Source organism: Dryocola clanedunensis, assembly GCF_038405435.1.
GTDB lineage: Bacteria > Pseudomonadota > Gammaproteobacteria > Enterobacterales > Enterobacteriaceae > Dryocola > Dryocola clanedunensis_A.
Window position 1 is genome coordinate 1 of sequence record NZ_JBBYHZ010000035.1, and the last position, 1,305, is coordinate 1,305.

Below are 1,305 nucleotides of genomic sequence, written 5' to 3' on the forward strand. Positions count from 1 at the left end.
TGTGCATTTTAGTGTACGGGAGTATCACCCTGTACCCTGCGACTTTCCAGACGCTTCCACTAACACACAAACTGATTCAGGTTCTGGGCTGTTCCCCGTTCGCTCGCCGCTACTGGGGGAATCTCGGTTGATTTCTTTTCCTCGGGGTACTTAGATGTTTCAGTTCCCCCGGTTCGCTTCGTTAAGCTATGTATTCACTTAACGATAGTGTGACGAATCACACTGGGTTTCCCCATTCGGAAATCGCCGGTTATAACGGTTCATATCACCTTACCGACGCTTATCGCAGATTAGCACGTCCTTCATCGCCTCTGACTGCCAGGGCATCCACCGTGTACGCTTAGTCGCTTAACCTCACAACCCGAAGATGTCTCGTAAGACACAGTCGTATGTTGTGAAAATTTGAGAGACTCGAACACACCGATACTTCCTTTCTTATTACGGAGAAAGGAAACAGTGTGTCGTTTCAATTTTCAGCTTGTTCCGGATTTTTAAAGAGCAAATACTTCGCAGTACACTGTTAAACAGAGCACTTGGAAGTATTGTTTGAGCGTGAAATGATGGTGGAGCTAAGCGGGATCGAACCGCTGACCTCCTGCGTGCAAGGCAGGCGCTCTCCCAGCTGAGCTATAGCCCCATCGATTTCGTAAAACCTTTGATTTCTTACCGATAATTCTTCACTGGTCAAGGCGCAGCTTCGCGACGCATACTTCAGTATGCGAGCCGGAGTTGCAACGCAGAACAGGGGAGAATTTGGTAGGCCTGAGTGGACTTGAACCACCGACCTCACCCTTATCAGGGGTGCGCTCTAACCACCTGAGCTACAAGCCTATAAGGTTTTACTGCTCGTTTTCTATCAGACAATCTGTGTGGGCACTACGCAAGTTGTATCTTTCAGGTAAGGAGGTGATCCAACCGCAGGTTCCCCTACGGTTACCTTGTTACGACTTCACCCCAGTCATGAATCACAAAGTGGTAAGCGCCCTCCCGAAGGTTAAGCTACCTACTTCTTTTGCAACCCACTCCCATGGTGTGACGGGCGGTGTGTACAAGGCCCGGGAACGTATTCACCGTAGCATTCTGATCTACGATTACTAGCGATTCCGACTTCACGGAGTCGAGTTGCAGACTCCGATCCGGACTACGACGCACTTTATGAGGTCCGCTTGCTCTCGCGAGGTCGCTTCTCTTTGTATGCGCCATTGTAGCACGTGTGTAGCCCTACTCGTAAGGGCCATGATGACTTGACGTCATCCCCACCTTCCTCCAGTTTATCACTGGCAGTCTCCTTTGAGTTCCCGGCCG

2 tRNA genes and 2 rRNA genes are annotated in these 1,305 nt (G+C 50.2%); all 4 read right to left on the reverse strand.

From position 1 onward, the window contains the following. Positions 1–354, reverse strand: a 23S ribosomal RNA gene (locus AAE045_RS23125); the annotation flags it as partial. 207 nt (positions 355–561) lie between these two features. Beyond that, positions 562–637 (reverse strand) — tRNA-Ala (locus tag AAE045_RS23130). 117 nt (positions 638–754) lie between these two features. Then, positions 755–831: transfer RNA gene (locus tag AAE045_RS23135), tRNA-Ile, on the reverse strand. A 68-nt stretch (positions 832–899) separates the two neighbouring features. Further along, positions 900–1,305: ribosomal RNA gene (locus AAE045_RS23140) — 16S ribosomal RNA — on the reverse strand; the annotation flags it as partial.